This is a genomic window from Sphingobium lactosutens (genome assembly GCF_013393185.1).
Classification (GTDB): Bacteria; Pseudomonadota; Alphaproteobacteria; order Sphingomonadales; family Sphingomonadaceae; genus Sphingobium; species Sphingobium lactosutens_A.
On sequence record NZ_QJQX01000031.1, the window covers coordinates 24,380 to 41,622 of the forward strand.

The following is a 17,243-nucleotide window of genomic DNA, read 5'->3' on the forward strand; positions in this document are numbered from 1 at the left end:
TGGCTACGGCTTCTCCGCCGGCTTCGGTTCTACCGGTGGCGGGACGACAATGGTCGGGAGGGCGACATGCACCTCGACCCGGCGATTCTTCGCCCGGCCTTCGGGATCGTCGCTGCCATCCTCCTTTGCATTAGGAGCGATAGGACGGGCTTCGCCCAGTGCGACGAGGGTGATGCGATCCTTCGCCACGCCCTTTTCGACCAGATAGTCGCGGACCTTTTCGGCGCGGATGCGAGAGGCGACCTTGTTGTCGCCGTCGCTGCCGCGCGAATCGCTGTGGCCGTGGAGGGTGATGGCGCCGCCTCCCTTCAAGGCAGGGGTTGCCAGCAGCGTGTCGAGCGCGGTTTTCGCCCCATCGTCCAGCGCCATGGCGGACTGGCCGAAGCCGATCACCATATCGACCGGCTCGATCTTCGGCGCTTCGGGCTGGTCGATCACTTCGGGACGCAGGATGGAGCGTTGCGGTTCGACAGCATTGTCGGATTCGTTGGCCGCCATCCTGTTGGCGGCATTATCGGCTTCATTGGCCGCGCCCTTGTCCGCCGGGGGCTGGCAGGCGGCCAGCGCGCAGGCCATCAGAGCCATGGGGGCCGATCTCCTCATTCATCCTCTCCTCTGGGCCTTTTGTCGGTCGGCGGCACATAGGACAGGATGGTGTCGCCGGATTGGGGCGTCGGTCTCGACGCGTGGGTGAAGAAGCGCAGCGCGCCGTTCCTGCGCAGCAGCAGCAGCATGTCGCCGCCTTCGGGCAGGGAGGCGCGGGCGGCATCGAAGTCGAACTGCTCGCTGATCCGCGTCTTGCGGAAGGTCCAGCCCTGCTCTTCGCGCTGCATGATGTCCTCCACGCCATGACCAGAGGAGAATAGCGCGCGGCCACGCAGCGATTCGGGCAAGGCGCGGGGGTCTTCATCATCGCTGGCGTCGCCCAGCTGGTGCACATTGTCGCGGCCGATTTCCGGGGCGAACTCGTTGCAGACCAGCGCATTATAGGCTTCGTTGTCGGTCGCGGCGGCCAGCACCTGAAACTGGGCGAGGTCGAGCTTTTCCTCGGTCGCTTCGGACAATATCTCGCCATGATAGGTGGCGATCCCCTGATGCCGGGCGGGGGCGAGCCGCTGCCAGCTATTGTCGGCGATCATCACTGGCACCTCCAGCGCGCGCAGTTGCGAGGCGAGGCCAAGGCTGAAAGGGGTGGCGCCGACCAGCAACAGCCCCTTTTCCTGCGCGCCCGTGACTTTCAGCAGCCGCGCGACCGGCTTGATCGAAAAGCCGTGGAAGACGATCGTCGCCACCACCACCGCGAAGGACAAGGTGACGAGGATCGAGCCGTCGCCATAGCCGAGGCGATCGAGCCGTAGCGCGAACAGGCCGGAAATGGCGACCGCGACGATACCGCGGGGTGCGATCCAGGCGACCAACAACCGCTCGTTCCAGGGCACGGGCGAAAAGGCGAGGCTGAGCAGCACGGTGATCGGGCGCACCAGGAACAGCAATGCGAAGAGGAAACCGAGGAAGCGCCATTCGAACTGGCGTAATACGCTCAGGTCCAGCGAGGCCGACAGGATCACGAACACGCCGGAAATGAGGAGAACGGTGACATTTTCCTTGAAGGGCTGGATGTCGCGCAGGGAATCTAGACGCATATTGGCCAGCGCCACGCCCATGACCGTGACCGCGAGCAAGCCGGTTTCCTGCTGGATGATATTGGAGAGGACGAAGACGCTGATCACCGCGACGAGCAGCACCGGGGCCTTGAGATATTCGGGGACATGGCCGCGCGGAAAGAGCCAGCCGATCGCCCGCGCCGCGATCCAACCGATCAGCCCCGCGACGATGGCGGCGGCGATCAGCGAGACGATGACGGTGGCGAGACTGCTCCCCTCCCCCGACCGGCGCAGATATTCATAGGTGACGACGCCCAAGAGCGCGCCGGTCGGATCGTTGACGATCGCTTCCCATTTCAGGATCGCGCGCGGGCGGGCGGCGATGTTGGACTGGCGCAGCAGGGGCAGCACCACGGTCGGGCCGGTGACGACCAATATGCCCGCGAACAGGATGGCGACCGGCCAGACGAGACCGGCGATATAATAGCAGGCGAGCGACCCCAGAACCCAGGCTATCGGCGAGCCGAGCAGAACGAGGCGCGTGACCGCACCGTCAGTCTTGCGCAACTCGCGAAAATTGAGGCTGAGGCCGCCTTCGAACAGGATCAGCGCGACCGCGACCGACACCATCGGTTCCAGCAACTCGCCAAAGACATGTTCGGGATTGATGAGGTGGAGGACGGGTCCGCCAAGGACGCCTGCTGCCAGCATCAGGGCAATGGCGGGCCAGCCGGTCCGCCAGGCGATCCATTGCGCGCCAATCCCCAATATGCCGATCAGCGCGATGGAAAGTGCCTGTTCCTGCATGGGCTTAGGATAGACAGGCAATCACGGGGACGTCACCCCTGATATTTTTCCCGATAGTGGGAACAATAGGAATGGCGGGGCATGGCGACTGCGCCACGCCCCGCCGAGGGGAACCTATATATCGATTATTGCGGCGGCTGGCTCGGCTGGGCCGGAGCAGCCGGTTCTGCCGCAGCGGGCGCCGGAGCGGCCGGAGCTGCGGCCTGGATGCGCTGCTGAAGCGCGGGGTCAGCGGCAGCGGCCTGACCGATCTGGTTGAACTTTTCCGGCGGCAAGCCCGACGCCTGCAGCGCGGCCAGCATCTTGGGCTGCTTGTCGGCGGCCGCGATCGACGAATCCTGCTGGATCTTCGTCACTTCCACTGCTGCAGCAGCAAACTGCTTGATGTCAGCTTCACTGAAGTTGCTGGCGCCGGCGGCCGGCGCGGCGGGCGCTGCCGATTCGGCTGGCGCTGCAGGCTCGGCCTGGGCAAATGCCGGATAGGCCGCGAACAATGCAATCGAGGCGATGCCCGCCTTGAGGAAATTGGTAGTGTTGAGACCCGTCAACATGCTTCTCCTTGCGTGATCTAACTTGATGATCAGACGGTCACGCTGTTGAAACAGTTCCGCCACCGAAAGCCCGGAACGGCGAGTCGTTCGATTCAAAAGACGGCTGCACCGCGTAAAACGGCTCGTCGGCGATGCGATACATTTTATCGCACCTGCGAAATATTTCGATAATGCAATGAAATACGGGCCGGATTCGCGAATCCAGCCCGGCAGATTTCTTACCAGATCTTCACGCGATCCTTGGGCGCGAGGTAGATCTTGCCGCCCGGCGCCGGCTTGAACGCATCATACCAGCTGTCGAAATTGCGGACGATGTCGGCGCGATATTGCGACGGCGCGTGCGGGTCGGTGACGAGCCGCTGACGCAGGTTTGCCTCGCGATAGTTGCGGCGCCACACCTGTGCCCAGCCGAGGAAGAAGCGCTGGTCGCCGCTCAGGCCGTCGATCACCGGCGCCTTCTTGCCGCCGAGCGAGGCATGATAGGCGTCCAGCGCAACCGCCAGGCCACCCAGGTCGCCGATATTTTCGCCCATGGTGAAGGCGCCCTTCACATGCGCGCCCGGGAAGGGCTCATAGGCGTCGTACTGCGCGCCCAGCTTCTCCGTCAGCGCCTTGAAATTGGCGACGTCCTGATCGGTCCACCACTGGTTGAGTTTGCCGGTTTCGTCATATTTCGCGCCCTGATCGTCGAAATGATGGCTGAGTTCATGGCCGATCACCGCACCAATGCCGCCATAATTGACCGCCGGGTCGGCATGAGGATCGAAGAAGGGCGGTTGCAGGATGGCCGCGGGGAAGACGATCTCCACCATGCCGAAATTGGCATAGGCGTTGATCTCCATCGGGGTCATGAACCATTCGCCGCGATCGACCGGCTTTCCGAGCTTGTTGATATTATAGTCGAACTCGAACTGGTTGGACCGCATGGCGTTGCCGAACAGGTCGTCACCCTTGACGGTCAGCCCGGCATAATCGCGCCATTTGTCGGGATAGCCGATCTTTGGCGTGAAGGCGGCCAGCTTCTTGTGGGCGCGGGCCTTGGCCTCCGCGCTCATCCATGTCAGGCCGTCAATGCGATGGCCCATGGCGGTCAGGACGTTGCGAACCAGATCGTCCATCGCCGCCTTGGTTTCGGGCGGGAAATATTTGGCGACATAGACCTTGCCCACTTCCTCGCCCAGGGTGCCCTTGAGGAAGGTGACGGCGCGTTTCCAGCGCTCCTCGCGCTCGGGCGTGCCGGACAGAGTGGTGCCGTAGAAGGCGAAATCCTCATTGGCGACGCTGTCGGGCAGATATTCGGCGAAGCTGTGGATCGACCGGGCGATCAGCGCATCCTTGAGCACGCCAATCGGCGCCTTGGCGATCAGCGCCGCTTCACCCGCGATCGCCGTCGGCTGGGCGACGATCAGGTCTGCGGGCTTCAGATTGTTCGTGGCGAAATAGGTCGCGAAGTCGAACCCCGGCGCGGCCTTGGCCAGTTGCGCCAGCGTCATCTTGTTATAGGTCTTGTCGGCGTCGCGGCTGTCGACCTGGCTCCAGTGAACCTTGGCGATCTCCGTTTCGAACGCCATCAGCGCGGCGGCGCGGGCCTTGGCGTCGCCGCCCCCGGACAGGGTCAGTATCTTTTCCAGATGGGCGACATAGGCGGTGCGGATCGCCGCCATCTTGCCGTCCGGCTCCAGATAATAATCGCGGTCGGGCAGGCCTAGGCCATCCTGACGCATCGAGACGATATAGGTTTCGGGATCCTTGTCGTCCTGCCCGACATAGAAGGCGAAGGGGCCGTCGACGCCCGCACGGGCGGCCTTGGCGGCGAGCGCGACATAAGCGGCCTTGTCCTTCACCGCCGCAATCTCCGCCAGCCAGGGCTTGATCGGGGCAAGGCCCTTCGCCTCGACCCCGGCGGCGTCCATATAGCTGGCATAGGCCGCGCCGATCTTGCTGGCGGGGTCGCCCTTCGCCGCTTCGAGAATGCCTCTGGTGCGCTCACGCGACAGGTCGTCCAGCGTGTTGAATGCGCCATAGTTGGACTTGTCCGCGGGGATCGGCGTGTTCTTCGCCCAGGTGCCGTTGGCATAATCGTAGAAATCGTCGCCGGGCTTGACCGACTTGTCCATGCCCGCCGTGTCGAAGCCGAACGTGCCGTAGGTGGGCTTGGTGGCGGTGGTCGCGGCTGGCGTTGCTGCCTGATCGGCGTGAGCGACGGTGGCGGCCAGGGCGAGCGCGGTCGCTGCGGCGCCCAGAAGGAGTGTCTTCATCAAAGCTTCCCTTGCTTTTTGGTGAGGCGACACAACGCCCCTAGGACGACGATGTCCATGTCGTTGGTCGAATATTATCGACCGTTGAAAGTTTCGGAAAGTGCGCTGCAAAGGCCTGCGCCAGGCTCGCGGGGTCGAGCGGATCAAGACGAGGAAGGCGACCGAGCGCCGGCACGCCGGCGATCTGCGGGATGATCCGTTCATTCTCTGCATGCGGGTCGCCGATGAAGGCGATGCCGGCAATGCGGACACCGCGCGCTTTTAGCGCCTCGATGCTGAGCAGGCTGTGGTTGATGGTGCCGAGGCCGGTGCGGGCGCACAGGATGACCGGCTGCCCCCAAAAAGCGAAGAGGTCCGCCATCAGCAGCGTCTCGGTAACGGGGACGAGCACGCCGCCTGCCCCCTCCACCACCAGCGGCCCGTCGACCTGCGGCAGGGCAAGGCGGTCGAGGCTGATTTCCACCCCGTCGATCCGCGCGGCCAGATGCGGCGAGGCGGGGGTGGTCAGGCGATAGGCTTCGGGCAGGATTCGTTCGGGCGGCAGGCCCGCGAGGGCGGCGACCGTTTCCCTGTCGCCGGCCGGATCGACACCCGCCTGCAGCGGCTTCCAATAATAGGCGCACAGCGCCCCGGCCAGGCCCGCGGCGAACACGGTCTTGCCGATATCGGTGTCGGTGCCGGTGACGATAAGGACGGTCATTTCATCACCCGCTGCAATTCCTTCCCCAGCGCGGCGACATCGGACCGGCTGGCGTTGAGCGTCAGCGAGATGCGCAGGCGGCTGGTGCCGGGCGGCACGGTCGGCGGACGGATGCCGCGCACGTCGAAGCCGGCCTCCTGCAACGCTGCCGCCGCCGCCATGGCGCGGGCATCCTCGCCGATGATGACCGGCAATATCTGGCTGCGCGGGGACGGCAGTCCCAGCGGCGCGCAGATCGCTTCCGCCGCGTCCTGCCGCAGCGTCTTCAGCCGCTCGCGCAGATCGTCGGCCCGCTCGATCCGGTCGAGCGCGGCGGACACGGCGACCGCCATCAGCGGCGACGGCGCGGTCGAGAAGATGAAGGCGCGGGCGCGGTTGATCAGATAGTCGATATGGACGCGCGGGGCGCAGATCAGCGCGCCCTCCGCGCCCATCGCCTTGCCGCAAGTGTGGAGGGTTATGACATTGTGCAGGCCGTCCAGCCCCGCCGACAGGCCGCGCCCGCCGGGACCGAAGACGCCGGTGCCATGCGCTTCGTCGAGCAGCAGCATCGCATCATGCTGCGCAGCAAGTTTCGCGAGATCGGCGAGCGGCGCCATGTCGCCGTCCATCGAATAGAGCGTCTCGACCGCGATCCAGATCCGGCCCTTGCCCCCTTCGGCGCGGAAGGCGGTGATGAGGTCGGCGAAGCTCTGCACGTCATTGTGCGCAGCAAAGACGGCAGCGGCCTTGCTCATGCGGATGCCGTCATGGGCGCTGGCGTGGATCAGTTCGTCGGCGACGATCAGGTCGCCCCGCTGCGGCAGGGTGGAGAAGAGAGCGAGGTTGCCGACATAGCCATTGGCGACGAACAGGGCCGCCTGGGTGCGGAAGAAATCGGCGGCCTTCGCCTCCAGCCCCTCATGCTCGGGCGCGTTGCCCCGCAGCAGGCGCGATCCGCCGGAACCGAGCGGCACGCCACGCGCGACCGCGTCAGCCACCGCCTGCGCGATCATCGGATCGCCGGCGAGGGCGAGATAGTCGTTGGAAGCGAAATCGCGGCCCGCGCGGGGAGACAGGCGACGCAGCCGCCCGCGCTGCTCCAGCGCGGCAAGCTGGGAACGGAAAGGTTCGGCAGTCATGGCGCGGGCTATAGGCCCGCCCGGCGGGAGCGGCAAGCACACCCTTAGCTTCGCACATTTCCCGCATAATTTGTCATCATCTTGCCGATGTTGGAAATTATATGACAAATTCCATTTGCATTGGGTCGATCAGCATAATGTGCCCGCCCCCAATAGGACAGCCCCTGGTCAGAAGCTGAAGCTCAGCGAGAAGGAGGCGACATTGTCGTTGCTGTCGTCGGCATTGGGGCGGAAGCCATGCTGGTGGAGATAGCCGATTTCCGCATTCACATTCTTCGCCACCGGGGTGGTGATGGCTATCAGGTTGCGCATCCGCTCTTCGCCCTGGACGCGCTGGAAATTGGTCTTGTTGAGATCGAAGAAGCTTTCATGGCTCAGCACCAGCGCGGTCTTGCCGCCTTCGCGGAAGGGCATGACCAGCTTCACATAGGGGCGCAGACGCCAGGCGGTGCCGTCGACGCCTTCGCGCCAGCGCTCTTCCATCCGCATCCGGGCGCTGAGCGTGGCCGGGCCGATCTTCGCGATATTGTCGAACGTGATCTGCTGGCGGCCGCGATGCTCCATGACGGTGAAGTCGCCGGCGGCATATTGCGGATCATGAGTGTAGCCGGCCCAGATCGTCACCGCCTTCGACAGTTTATAGCCCAGCAGCGTGTTGGATTCGATTTCGTAGAGACCGTCGCGATCGTCGCTGAAGCGGGCCACCACTTCCTGCGACAGGCGCCAATGATCGCTGAGCTTCACCGTCGCGCTGGCCGTGGTCCAGAGCTGTTCATCCTCGGTCGCGTGCGCCGCCGTCGGGGCAGCAAGCAGGGAGAGGAGAAGGCAAAGGCAAGTCCGGCGCATGGGCGTCGCTTTCTTTCAAAACAGCGTTGGCGCGCCTCTATGACCATCAGATGACATTGAAGCGTCAATTCTGTTTCTATTTTATGACAATCATTGCTCTCCCCTTCCAAAAGGCGACGGAATTTTCCGAAGCCCATCGGACGGACTGTACCGGACATAGAAAAAGGCCCCCGTTTGCACGGGGGCCAGACTGGATTTGCATCGGAGACAGTGGCTGCACGCCGCTCAGGCGGGATTATGATCCTTCAGAAAGGCGTCGAGCTTTTCGAGAAATTCCAGCCGGTCCGCCTCGCGTGTGAAGAAATGGTCGGCCAGCGGCTGTTCGACATAGAGATAGTCGCGCCCGGCGACCTTGCCCGCCGCCTTCAGCTTTTCCGCCATTTCGCGCGACTGGCCCACCTGCACGCGGCGATCCTTCCGGCCGTGCATCAGCAGGATCGGCGTCGAGAATTGGGCGGCGAAGTTGATCGGGGAGACGGCGGCGAAATCGGGCGCCTGTTCCTTGAGCCAGTCCTTGCGTCCGCCATGGTTGAGGAAGCGGCCGTCATAGCGCATCATCGCGCCAAGGTCGGACACGCCGGCATAGGAGACGGCGCAGCGATATTTCGCTCCGTCCCGTTGCGCCGCCCGCATCGCCGCATAGCCGCCATAGGAGGCGCCGACCATGCAGACGCGCCTGGGATCGGCCAGCCCCTGCTCCACCGCCCAGTCCACCGCGTCGTTGAGATCATCCTGCATGGCAAGCCCCCATTGCCCCTCCCCCTTGGCGGCAAAGGCGGTGCCATAGCCCGAGGAGCCGCGATAATTGGGCTGAAGCACGGCATAGCCGCGCCAGGCGAGGAACTGCACCCACCAGTCCCATTCCTCCGCATCGCGGGCGAAGGGACCGCCATGGGGCATGAGGATGAGGGGGAGCTTCTTCGCCTCCCTGCCTGCGGGAAGGGTCAGGACGGCCGCGATCTCCAGCCCATCGCGCGCCTTGTAGCGGATGGTCTTGACCGGTGACAGCCGCGCCTTGACCGGAAAGCGGTCGCTGACCTTCGACAGGAGGCTCATCGCGCCTGCGGCGGTGTCGTAATAATAATAGGCGCCCGGCTGATCCGCCGTGCCGACATGGACGATCATGCGCTGGCCATCACGGCTGGTCGACACGATCCGGGCGCGGCGATCACCAACCGCCTTGTCGATATCCGCCTGAATTTTCGCCAGATTGGTATCGAACCAGTGCACCATCGGCGCGTCGCCGGTATAGCGCACGCCGGCAAGGCCGGTGCCGGCGGCATCCTCCTCGACTCCGCCAAGATCGAAGCCGGGCGCGGCGAAAATCTTCTGCCCCAGTTCGAGTGTGGACAGATTCAGTTCGTAAAGCGCATCGGCGCCCTCATGATCGTCGCTGGCGATCGCGCGCGCCGGATCGGCCGTGAAAAGCAGGGGCACGACCAGCGATTCGTCGCGACGCCGGTCGGCGCGGTCGACGACACGGAACAGGGCCTTGCCATCCGGGCGATAGAGCAGCTTGGATGTGCGCGTGGCGTCGTTGTAGCCGATGCCCATGCGAACATTGCCGGCGGCGTCGGCATACCAGCCGCGCACATATTGCCGGGGCGCAACGACGCTTCGCATCCGGCCGGTCGTGATATCGACCTCGTCCACCTTCGGCCAGAAGCCTGCATCGCTATAATAGATCGACGTCTGGTAGGAGAGGAGGATGCGCGGCGTGCCGTCGCGTGCGACCCATATCACGTCGTCGGCATTTTGCGCGGCCACATTCTTGGCCAGCACATTCACCTTGCTGCCGTCGCGCTTCACGCTGATGACGCGGCTCAGATACCAGGGCATGCCCTGTACATTGGTTTCATTGCCCACGCCGGCGATCAGCCAGTCGTCATTGACCCATTTCCACCAGTTCAGGTCATTTTCGCCCAGCCCCAGCATGCGGATGCGATTGGGGCCTTCATGGACGTCGGCGATCACCATCCGCTGTTCGCCCGCCACCGCCGCGCGGCTGGCGATATGCAGGCCGTCGGGCGAGAGCGCCGGCCGGTCCATCAGCGGCAGCGCGGAAAAATCCTGGATCGTCCATTGTCCCGGCCCGGCCGGCGCCGCCGTCTGCGCCGACGCCGCCATGGTCCACAGGCCGGCAACCCCTGCCAACAGCCCGATAACGCGCTTCATCCCATCCCCCCGATACTCTGTCGTCCCCGCGCGAAGGCATAGGATGGAGAGTCGAGGCCGTCACCTGAAATCGACCGTTAATCAGTCCGTTGGCGTGGATCAGGCAGCGCGGAGCGTATCCTGTGGGGCGAGTATCACGGCGTTGCGGCCCCCACGCTTGGCATCGTAGAGCGCCGCGTCCGCCGCGGCGATCCAGGCATGGCTGTTGAGGCGGCCATGGCCGATCACGGCGACGCCGAAACTGGCGGTGACATGCAGCGGCGGCTGATGGGAAATTTCGAACCGTTCGACTGCGTCGCGCAGGCGATGGGCCACCACCATCGCCTCGCTTTCGGAGGTTTCGGGAAGCAACAGGCCGAATTCTTCCCCGCCCAGTCGACCGAGCGAATCGCTGGGGCGCGACTGGCTGCGGCACAGAGCCGATACCGCCTCTATCACCCGGTCGCCGGCGCCATGGCCGTGGCTGTCGTTGACCCGCTTGAAATGGTCGATGTCGAGCATGATGAGCGCGGCGGGCCGCTTGTGGCGGATATAGAGGGCGATATGCTTGTCGACTTCGGCCACGAAGGCCCGGCGGGTCAGCGCACCGCTGAGGCCGTCGCGTTCGGCAAGCAGCCGCAATTCCATCTGTTCCACCACGATCGGGGCAAGGCCGCTCAATATCGCCACCTGTTCCGGTCCGAAGTCGCGCAATCGGGTGTCCACGGCGCAGAGCGAGCCGATATTATAGCCGTCAGGCGTGCGCAGCGGGACGCCGGCATAGCTGCGAATGCCGGGATCGCCCGTTACCAGTGGATTGTCGCGAAAGCGGGGATCGAGCTGCGCATCCGGCACCACCAGCGGCTCCGCCTGGCGGATCGCATGGTCGCAAAAGGCGACCTTGCGATCGGTTTCGGTGGCGTCGAGCCCGTCGAGCGACTTGAACCACTGGCGATCGGTGTCGATCAGCGATACGGCCGAAATCGGCACGCCGACCAGATTGCGCACGAGCGCGGTGATCTTGTCGAACGCGCCTTCGGCTGGCGTATCGAGAATATCATAGCGTTGCAGGGCCGCGATGCGACCTGCTTCATCGGCGAGTTTTTCTTGCGGCGTCATCTGTCCACCCGGTGCTTGAACCCGATATTGCCCCTTCGTCTGGACGAAGGCCGTGCGGAACGGCCTGCCCCCCTTAGGACCGACCATGACGTCAGGCTGCGCCCCTGTGGGTGAAGAAAAGGTTAAGACAGCGGTGAACTGATCCCGTTTAGGACGGAGCCGATCCTCGATCCGGCTCCGTCCCCCTCATCCGTCAGGATGCGCCGTGCGCCAGCGCCGCAAGCAGCAGCAATGCGACGATGTTGGTGATCTTGATCATCGGATTGACCGCCGGACCGGCGGTATCCTTGTAGGGATCGCCGACCGTATCGCCGGTCACGGCCGCCTTGTGGGCTTCGCTGCCCTTGCCGCCATGATGGCCGTCCTCGATATATTTCTTGGCATTGTCCCAGGCGCCGCCGCCCGAGGTCATCGAAATGGCCACGAACAGTCCCGAGACGATGACGCCCAGCAGCAATGCGCCCAAGGCCGCAAAACCGTTGTCTACCCCGGCCACCGCCGCGATCGCGAAATAGACGATGATCGGCGCCAGCACCGGCAGCAGGCTGGGCACGATCATCTCCTTGATCGCGGCGCGGGTGACGAGGTCGACGGTGCGGGCATAGTTGGGACGCGACGTGCCCTCCATGATGCCCTTATTGGTGGCGAACTGGTCGCGGACATCCTTGACCACATCGCCCGCCGCCCTGCCGACGGCGGTCATCCCCATGGCGCCGAACAGATAGGGCAACAGCGCGCCCAGCAGCAAGCCGACGATGACATAGGGGTTGGACAGGCTGAAATCGACCGGCGCGGTCAGGCCCAGCGCCGCATTGTAGAATTTCAGATCCTCCGTATAGGCGCCGAACAGGACCAGCGCGGCGAGGCCCGCCGATCCGATCGCATAGCCCTTCGTCACCGCCTTCGTCGTGTTGCCCACCGCGTCGAGCGCGTCGGTCTTCACCCGGACGCTGTCGTCGAGATGGCTCATCTCCGCGATGCCGCCGGCATTGTCGGTGACGGGACCATAGGCGTCGAGCGCCACCACCATGCCGGCCAGCGCCAGCATCGCGGTCGCGGCGAAGGCAATGCCGATCAGCCCCGCCAGCTGGTGCGCGACGATGATGCCGATCACGATGACGAGGGTCGGCATCGCGGTCGATTCCAGACTGACCGCCAGCCCCTGAATGACGTTGGTGCCGTGGCCAGTCTCCGACGCCTTGGCGATGGAGCGGACTGGGCGATAATTGGTGCCGGTATAATATTCCGTAATGACCACCAGCAGGCCAGTGACGGCCAGCCCGACCATCATCGACCAGAAGAGCGCCATGCCGGTATAGCCCCCGATCCCGTCGAGATCGGCGCCGAACACCGCGTTCATGTCGCCCAGCACCCAGGTGCTGACGCCGTAGATGGCCGGGATGGACAGGATGGCGGTGGTCCAGAAGCCCTTATAGAGTGCGCCCATGATCGACTGGCTGGCGCCAAGGCGAACCATATAGGTGCCGATGATCGAGGTGATGATGCACACGCCGCCAACGATCAGCGGCAGGGCCATCAGCTTCATCAGGAAAGCGTTGTCGACGCCGCTCACCAGCAGGGCGGTCAGCACCATGGTCGCGCCGACGGTGACGACATAGGTTTCAAAGAGGTCGGCCGCCATGCCCGCACAGTCGCCGACATTGTCGCCCACATTGTCGGCGATGACGGCGGGATTGCGGGGATCATCCTCCGGAATGCCGGCCTCGACCTTGCCCACCAGGTCCGCGCCGACGTCGGCCGCCTTGGTGAAGATGCCGCCGCCGAGCCGCGCGAAGATGGAGATGAGCGACGCGCCGAAGGCCAGCGCCACCAGGGAGTCGATCACCAGCCGGTCGTCGGGCGCATGGCCGGCCGGGCCGGTCAGATACCAGAAGAAGGTGCTGATCGCGAGCAGGGCAAGACCGGCCACCAGCATCCCGGTGATCGCGCCCGCGCGAAAGGCGACGGTAAGGCCGCTCTGGAGCGTGCCCCGGCAGGCTTCGGCGGTGCGGACATTGGCGCGCACGGAGATATTCATGCCGATGAAGCCCGCCGCCCCCGACAGGATCGCACCGATCAGAAAGCCGACCGCAGAGGTGAGCCCGAGGAACAGCGCGACGATGACCGCGACGACGATCCCGACGATCGCGATGGTCGTATATTGGCGGCCGAGATAGGCCTTCGCCCCTTCCTGGATCGCCCCCGCGATCGCCTGCATCGTGTCGTTGCCCGGCGATTGGCTAAGCACCTGACGACTGGTGAACAACCCATAGAGTATGGCCAGCAGGCCGCACCCTATGGCGATATAGACTATCTCCATGCTTGTTCCTCTCCCCCTGTTGTTGCTGTCATCGGCCGCTCCGCAGGGAATGACGGGCAGACGAAGGGCAAGTTTCGGGCGCGCGGGGGCGGACGGCCGGAAGCAGGGTTCCGGCATCGGGCACCGCGTCAATCAGCAACGGGGCGGCACGCATGCAAACGCTCCAACCGGCTGAGAATAGGGTGGAAGAAAGCTACAGGCCCGACGGCGCGCGTCAAGCCGCCTGGGCGACAATCTGGATCAATGCTCCCAGCCGAGCCGGTCAGGCAAGGGAATGACCGCGCCGTCGATCATCAGGGTGAGGCCGGTCCCTTCTGCGACATGGCCGACAGGAACGGCGCGGACCGGGGACCTCACGCCACGTGGCAGCGCGAAGAGCAGTTCATAATCGTCGCCGGCGCGGGCGGCGGCGATCTGAACCGCCGTGCCGCCGCCACGCACCTTTTCGAGCGCGGGGGACAGCGGGATATGGTCGATGGTGATGGCGACGCCGCTCGCCTGCGCCATGCGGGACGCATCGATCAGCAGGCCATCGGAGATATCCATCATCGCCGTCGCGACGGGCGCGAGCAGCGCGCCTTCGGCCAGGCGCGGGCGCGGGCGGCGATAGGCTTCGACCAGCGGGCCGGATGCGGACGGATCGGCGCCGGCGAGGTGAAGGCCCACGCCCGCGTCGCCGACCGGGCCGGTGACATAGAGCAGATCGCCAGCCTGTGCGCCTGTACGCGTAGGCACCGGGCCGGTCGCTTCGCCGATGGCGGTCAGGCTGTAACTGCGCGCCGAACCGGCGGGCATCTTCACCGTGTCGCCGCCCAGCAGCGGCATGGCGTGCCGATCGAGCGCCTCGCCAAGACCGGCGATAAAGGCTTCGTCCCAGGCTTCGTCGCCCGACAGCGCATAGTTGAGCAGGCAGCCGACCGGCCGCGCGCCCTTCGCCGCAAGGTCGGACAGATTCACCGCCGCCAGCTTCCAGCCGATATCGGCCGGGGGATCGGTGGGGAGGTAATGGACCCCCTCCACCATCGTGTCGCTGGTGAGGATCAGGCGGCTGGCGCCGATGGGGAGGATCGCGACATCGTCCACCAGCCCCTGCGCCGCCGGATCATGGGCGAGCAGGCGCAGCAGGGTCAGGAAGCGGGATTCGGCGGACATAAGAATAACCGTCATGCTGAACTTGATTCAGCATCCATGAGCACAAGCGCTGCATGGCTGCGCAAGCGTAGAGCCAATGGACCCTGAAACAAGTTCAGGGTGACGATATGGCCTTACTTCCGCACATCCTTCGACACGCCGTCGAGCAAACCGTTGACGAAGCCCGCCTCACGCTTGTCGTAGAAGGCGTGGGCGACGTCGACATATTCGCTGATGACCGTGCCAGTGCCGACATCGAGGCGGGCGAGCAATTCATAGGTGCCGGCGCGCAAGATCTGGCGCATCGGCTTGTCGAGGCGGTCGAGGCTCCAGCCGCTCGACAGGCGCGCGGCGATCAGGCCGTCAATCTCGTCGCGGCGACGGTCGACGCCCTGCACGATATCGTCGAAGAACGGCTCTTCCGCCTGCGCGTAAGTGACATCCTCGATCGTGGCGCCAAGGCGGTGCTGATGGAATTCGTGCAGCAGGATATGGACGGGCGTACCCTCCATTTCGAGCTGGTAGAGCGCCTGAACCGCGGCGAGGCGCGCGGCGGAGCGGGATTTGGAGCGATCGTTCATCATAATGTCCCTACTCCGTTCGGTTCGAGCTTGTCGAGAAGCGCTGCGCGCGGGCTTTTCGACAGCGCTCGAAGCGAACGGGTTTTTATTTCAATCGGAGCGCCACCGAGGCGGCGTGCGCGGGCAGCCCTTCCGCCTGCGCCAGCGCGACGGCGGCGGGGCCGATCGCGCCGATCGCTTGCGGCGTCAGGCTGAGGAAGCTGGTGCGCTTCATGAAGTCGAGCACAGACAGGCCCGACGAGAAGCGGGCGCGGCGGCCAGTGGGCAGGACGTGGTTCGGCCCGGCGACATAATCGCCGACCGCTTCGGGCGTCATCCGGCCAAGGAAGACCGACCCCGCATGGCGGACCTGCGCGAAATAGCGGTCGGGATCGTCCACCGCCAGTTCCAGATGCTCGGCGGCAAGGCGATCGACCAGCGGCATGGCTTCGTCCAGGTCGCGGACCAGGATGATCGCGCCATTGGCCTCCCAGCTTGCGGTCGCAACACCCCTCGTCGTCAGCTTGGGAAGCTGCTGCTGAACCGCATCGGCGACCGCATCGGCAAAGGCCGCGTCGTCGGTGAAAAGGATCGACTGGCTGGTCGGATCATGTTCCGACTGGCTGAGCAGGTCGGCGGCGGTCCATTCCGGGTCGTTCTTGCCGTCCGCAACGACCACGATCTCGGATGGGCCGGCGACCATGTCGATGCCGACCACGCCGTAGAGCTGGCGCTTGGCTTCGGCGACCCAGGCGTTGCCGGGGCCGGTGATCACGTCGACGGGCCTGATCCGGTCGGTGCCATAGGCGAGCGCGGCGACAGCCTGCGCCCCGCCGACGCGCCAGATTTCCTCGATCCCGGCGATCTGCGCGGCGGCGAGGACCAGCGGATTGATCTCGCCATTGGGGGTCGGCGTCACCATGGCGATACGCTCTACGCCCGCGACCTTGGCGGGGATCACGTTCATCAGCAGCGAACTGGGATAGGCGGCGCGCCCGCCCGGCACATAGAGACCGGCGGCGTCGACCGCGTTCCAGCGCGCGCCGAGACGGACGCCCGCGCTGTCCACGCCGTCGCTGTCCTGCGGCTTCTGCTTTTCATGATAGGCGGTGATGCGCGCGGCGGCGAGTTCGAGCGCGTCGCGCAATTCTGTCGAGATGCCGTCGAGCGCCGCGCGGGTTTCCGCCGGGGTGACGGCCCAGCCGCTGACGTTCAGGTCATGGCGGTCGAAACGCTGGGTGTAATCGGCGAGCGCCGTATCGCCTTCGGCGCGGACACGCTTCAGGATCGCGGTCACGTCGCGCGAGACATCCTCGTCCGCCTCGCGGCGGGCATCGACCAGCGCGGTAAAGGCGGACGCGAAATCGGCGTCGGTGGTGGAGAGCTTAAGCGGCATCCTTCACCCCCACGGCGGCGCGGAACGCCTCGACCAGCGGCGACAATTCGGCCGAGCGCATCTTGTAGGCGGCGCGGTTGACGATCAGGCGCGCGCTGATCTGCATGATGATATCGGTTTCGACGAGGCCGTTGGCCTTGAGCGTCGCGCCCGACGAGACGAGATCGACGATCCGGCGCGACAGGCCGAGCGAGGGGGCGAGTTCCATCGCGCCATTCAGCTTCACGCATTCGGCCTGAAGCCCGCGCCTTTCATAATAGCGGCGGGTGAGGTGCGGATATTTGGTCGCGACGCGGACATGGCTCATCGCGGCCTGATCCTCGTCGGCGGCATCGACCGGTTCGGCGACCGACAGGCGGCAATGGCCGATGTCGAGATCGACCGGCGCGTAGAGTTCGGAATAGTTGAACTCCTCGACTACGTCCGAGCCGACGATGCCGATCTGCGCCGCGCCGTGGGCGACGAAGGTGGCGACGTCGAACGCGCGCACGCGGATGATCGACACGTCGGGCCGATTGGTGGCGAAACGCAGCGCGCGGCTCTTCTTGTCATGAAACTCCGCCTCCGGCTCGATACCGGCTTTGGCGAGCAGGGGCAGCGCTTCATCGAGGATGCGGCCCTTGGGGATGGCGAAGGTGAGCGAACGAGTCATGACGCGCGCGCCTTACGCGCGGGG

14 protein-coding genes are annotated in these 17,243 nt (G+C 65.1%); all 14 read right to left on the reverse strand.

What is annotated here, in order from left to right:
- Nucleotides 1-3: 3 nt before the first annotated feature.
- The 14 genes from DM806_RS04295 to hisG all read right to left on the reverse strand — a co-directional run bounded on the left by DM806_RS04295 (nt 4) and on the right by hisG (nt 17,219).
- Nucleotides 4-585, reverse strand: a complete 582-nt coding sequence (locus DM806_RS04295) for an OmpA family protein (protein ID WP_256869097.1) — start codon at nt 583-585, stop codon at nt 4-6.
- A 14-nt stretch (nt 586-599) separates the two neighbouring features.
- Entirely contained in the window at nt 600-2,411 is a 1,812-nt protein-coding gene (locus DM806_RS04300; protein WP_179042114.1) for a cation:proton antiporter, read from the reverse strand.
- 125 nt (nt 2,412-2,536) lie between these two features.
- Nucleotides 2,537-2,959 carry a DUF4168 domain-containing protein gene (locus DM806_RS04305; protein WP_179042115.1) on the reverse strand — a complete coding sequence of 141 codons (423 nt, stop codon included), beginning with the start codon at nt 2,957-2,959 and terminating at the stop codon, nt 2,537-2,539.
- Nucleotides 2,960-3,180: 221 nt separating this feature from the next.
- Nucleotides 3,181-5,220: a M13 family metallopeptidase gene (locus tag DM806_RS04310; protein ID WP_179042009.1), complete on the reverse strand. Its 2,040-nt coding sequence runs from the start codon at nt 5,218-5,220 to the stop codon at nt 3,181-3,183.
- Between the two features lie 40 nt (nt 5,221-5,260).
- Nucleotides 5,261-5,920, reverse strand: a complete 660-nt coding sequence (bioD, locus tag DM806_RS04315; RefSeq protein WP_179042010.1) for a dethiobiotin synthase — start codon at nt 5,918-5,920, stop codon at nt 5,261-5,263.
- Nucleotides 5,917-7,041, reverse strand: coding sequence for an 8-amino-7-oxononanoate synthase (locus tag DM806_RS04320; RefSeq protein ID WP_179042011.1), 1,125 nt, complete (start codon nt 7,039-7,041; stop codon nt 5,917-5,919). Before DM806_RS04320 ends, bioD begins: the two co-directional genes overlap by 4 nt.
- A gap of 168 nt (nt 7,042-7,209) precedes the next feature.
- On the reverse strand, nt 7,210-7,887 hold the full coding sequence (locus DM806_RS04325; RefSeq protein ID WP_179042012.1) for a DUF2490 domain-containing protein: 678 nt from the start codon (nt 7,885-7,887) through the stop codon (nt 7,210-7,212).
- 225 nt (nt 7,888-8,112) lie between these two features.
- On the reverse strand, nt 8,113-10,062 hold the full coding sequence (locus tag DM806_RS04330; RefSeq protein ID WP_179042013.1) for an alpha/beta hydrolase family protein: 1,950 nt from the start codon (nt 10,060-10,062) through the stop codon (nt 8,113-8,115).
- Nucleotides 10,063-10,161: 99 nt separating this feature from the next.
- The gene (locus tag DM806_RS04335) at nt 10,162-11,160 is read right to left on the reverse strand and encodes a GGDEF domain-containing protein (protein WP_179042116.1); all 999 of its coding nucleotides are present in this window, start codon (nt 11,158-11,160) and stop codon (nt 10,162-10,164) included.
- A gap of 193 nt (nt 11,161-11,353) precedes the next feature.
- Entirely contained in the window at nt 11,354-13,480 is a 2,127-nt protein-coding gene (locus tag DM806_RS04340; protein ID WP_179042014.1) for a sodium-translocating pyrophosphatase, read from the reverse strand.
- A gap of 240 nt (nt 13,481-13,720) precedes the next feature.
- Entirely contained in the window at nt 13,721-14,632 is a 912-nt protein-coding gene (gene thiL, locus DM806_RS04345) for a thiamine-phosphate kinase (protein WP_179042117.1), read from the reverse strand.
- Nucleotides 14,633-14,745: 113 nt separating this feature from the next.
- Entirely contained in the window at nt 14,746-15,192 is a 447-nt protein-coding gene (nusB, locus tag DM806_RS04350; RefSeq protein ID WP_179042015.1) for a transcription antitermination factor NusB, read from the reverse strand.
- An 85-nt stretch (nt 15,193-15,277) separates the two neighbouring features.
- Nucleotides 15,278-16,567 (reverse strand): histidinol dehydrogenase, encoded by a 1,290-nt coding sequence (hisD, locus tag DM806_RS04355; RefSeq protein WP_179042016.1) that lies wholly within the window; start codon nt 16,565-16,567, stop codon nt 15,278-15,280.
- Nucleotides 16,557-17,219, reverse strand: a complete 663-nt coding sequence (gene hisG, locus DM806_RS04360; protein ID WP_179042017.1) for an ATP phosphoribosyltransferase — start codon at nt 17,217-17,219, stop codon at nt 16,557-16,559. Before hisG ends, hisD begins: the two co-directional genes overlap by 11 nt.
- Nucleotides 17,220-17,243 lie beyond the last annotated feature (24 nt).

Bases quoted from the DNA above. Each gene is read 5' to 3' on its own strand.
- DM806_RS04295 (WP_256869097.1), bottom strand. From the start codon at position 585: ATGGCTCTGATGGCCTGCGCGCTGGCCGCCTGCCAGCCCCCGGCGGAC.
- DM806_RS04300 (WP_179042114.1), bottom strand. From the start codon at position 2,411: ATGCAGGAACAGGCACTTTCCATCGCGCTGATCGGCATATTGGGGATT.
- DM806_RS04310 (WP_179042009.1), bottom strand. From the start codon at position 5,220: ATGAAGACACTCCTTCTGGGCGCCGCAGCGACCGCGCTCGCCCTGGCC.
- bioD (WP_179042010.1), bottom strand. From the start codon at position 5,920: ATGACCGTCCTTATCGTCACCGGCACCGACACCGATATCGGCAAGACC.
- DM806_RS04320 (WP_179042011.1), bottom strand. From the start codon at position 7,041: ATGACTGCCGAACCTTTCCGTTCCCAGCTTGCCGCGCTGGAGCAGCGC.
- DM806_RS04325 (WP_179042012.1), bottom strand. From the start codon at position 7,887: ATGCGCCGGACTTGCCTTTGCCTTCTCCTCTCCCTGCTTGCTGCCCCG.
- DM806_RS04330 (WP_179042013.1), bottom strand. From the start codon at position 10,062: ATGAAGCGCGTTATCGGGCTGTTGGCAGGGGTTGCCGGCCTGTGGACC.
- DM806_RS04335 (WP_179042116.1), bottom strand. From the start codon at position 11,160: ATGACGCCGCAAGAAAAACTCGCCGATGAAGCAGGTCGCATCGCGGCC.
- DM806_RS04340 (WP_179042014.1), bottom strand. From the start codon at position 13,480: ATGGAGATAGTCTATATCGCCATAGGGTGCGGCCTGCTGGCCATACTC.
- thiL (WP_179042117.1), bottom strand. From the start codon at position 14,632: ATGTCCGCCGAATCCCGCTTCCTGACCCTGCTGCGCCTGCTCGCCCAT.
- nusB (WP_179042015.1), bottom strand. From the start codon at position 15,192: ATGAACGATCGCTCCAAATCCCGCTCCGCCGCGCGCCTCGCCGCGGTT.
- hisD (WP_179042016.1), bottom strand. From the start codon at position 16,567: ATGCCGCTTAAGCTCTCCACCACCGACGCCGATTTCGCGTCCGCCTTT.
- hisG (WP_179042017.1), bottom strand. From the start codon at position 17,219: ATGACTCGTTCGCTCACCTTCGCCATCCCCAAGGGCCGCATCCTCGAT.